This window comes from Microbacterium sp. zg.Y909 (assembly GCF_024626565.1).
Genome location: NZ_JANJFJ010000626.1, coordinates 1 through 1,612 on the forward strand (window position 1 = coordinate 1; position 1,612 = coordinate 1,612).

Annotated in this window: 2 protein-coding genes; one reads left to right on the top strand and one right to left on the bottom strand. The window is 68.9% G+C overall.

Annotation, left to right across the window (positions count from 1 at the left end; translation table 11 throughout):
• A partial coding sequence (locus tag NQ160_RS23555) for an ABC transporter substrate-binding protein (protein ID WP_257517422.1) occupies positions 1-674 on the bottom strand: 674 nt, incomplete at its 3' end.
• A gap of 186 nt (positions 675-860) precedes the next feature.
• On the opposite strand from NQ160_RS23555, the gene NQ160_RS23560 reads away from it, so the two are divergent.
• A partial coding sequence (locus NQ160_RS23560) for a P-type ATPase (protein ID WP_441338278.1) occupies positions 861-1,612 on the top strand: 752 nt, incomplete at its 3' end.

The following is a 1,612-nucleotide window of genomic DNA, read 5'->3' on the forward strand; positions in this document are numbered from 1 at the left end:
GGGCCGACGTCGGTGCCCAGCTCGTTCAGTTCCTCGAAGAAACCGGCGACGTCGACCGAGCCGCCGACGGTGTAGTCGAACCACCCCTGCCCCACCGTCCACGGGTCCTTGAAGGTCGCGTAGAACGGAGTGATGCCGGCATCCAGCAGCTGGTCGCAGACCGCTTTCAGCTCATCCCACGTCTGCGGCACCTCGAGACCCTGCTGCTCGAAGATCTCCTGGTTGTAGATCACGGATGCCGCCATCACCGAGTACGGCAGCACGCTGGTGCGGCCGGGGTAGGTGGCGTACTGGTCGACGAGGTCCTGCACCTCGGGGAGGATGCGGTCGGCTTCGGGCATGTCGCTGAGGTCGCTCAGGGCGCCGCGCTCCATGAAGCGGGCCATCTCCATGTTGTAGTTGAGCAGCCCGAGGTCGGGCGGGTTGCCGCGCAAGAACCCGGCCTGCAGGTTCGACGAGGTGTCGAAGACGACGCGCACGTCGTCTTGCGAGGAGTTGTACTCCGAGATGAGCTCCCGGAAGTACGGGATCGCCTCGGGCTTGCTGAGGTGGAAGCGGATCTCGGTGGGGCCGCTGTCGCCGGCGCAGGCGGCGAGGGTCGCCGCGAGCGCCACGGTGAGGGTGGCGCCGATCGCTCGGCGTGTGCGCCTCGTCGACCGTCTGGAAACTGACATCCGTCGTCCTTCCGCCGCCTCGTTGCGGGGCGCCCTTGGGGGGACGCTGTGGCCATGGAAGCACATGGCTGCGAGCGCGCTCAGTGATTGAGTCGGAACCGCCGGAGGTCTAACATGCGCGCACCCTCCCGCCGCGCCGCCCGCCCGCCTACTCTGAACGCGTACCGACACGCGTGCGGAGGCCCCATGGATGCTGCTGTCTCGGGCCTCACCGCGCAGGAGGTGCGGCAGCGCGTCGCGGCTGGGCAGACCAACGCCTACCAGGAGCACACCAGCCGCAGCGCGTGGAGCATCATCCGCGCCAATGTGCTGACCCTGTTCAACGCGCTGGTGCTGAGCTGCTTCACCCTGCTGCTCGTGATCGGCCGCTGGCAGGATGCCCTCTTCGGACTGAGCGCGCTGGCCAACACCGTGATCGGCAGCGTGCAGGAGTTCCGCGCCAAGGCGGCGCTGGACCGGCTGGCCCTGCTCAACGCACCGACCGCCCGGGTACGGCGCGACGGCACCGAGGCGACCGTCGCGGTGGGCGACGTCGTGCTCGGCGACCTGCTCGTGCTGCGAGCGGGAGATCAGATCCCGGCGGATGCCGAGGTGATCGACCTCGACGGCCTGCAGGTGGACGAATCCCTCCTCACCGGCGAATCCGAGCCCGTGGACAAGACGGCCGGCGACCGGGTGCTGTCGGGTTCGGTCATCGTCGAGGGTTCGGGACTGGCCCGCGTCGACCGCGTCGGCGCGGAATCGTTCGCCAACTCGCTCACCGACGAGGCGAAGCGGTTCTCGCTCGTGGCATCCGAGCTGCGTTCCTCGATCGACCGCGTGCTCACCTGGGTGACGTGGATCATCTTCCCGGTGGCCCTGCTGGTGCTCAACTCGCAGATGGTCGCGCAGGGCGGGTGGGCGCAGGCGTGGCAGAGCGGCGCGTGGCGTGAGGCGGC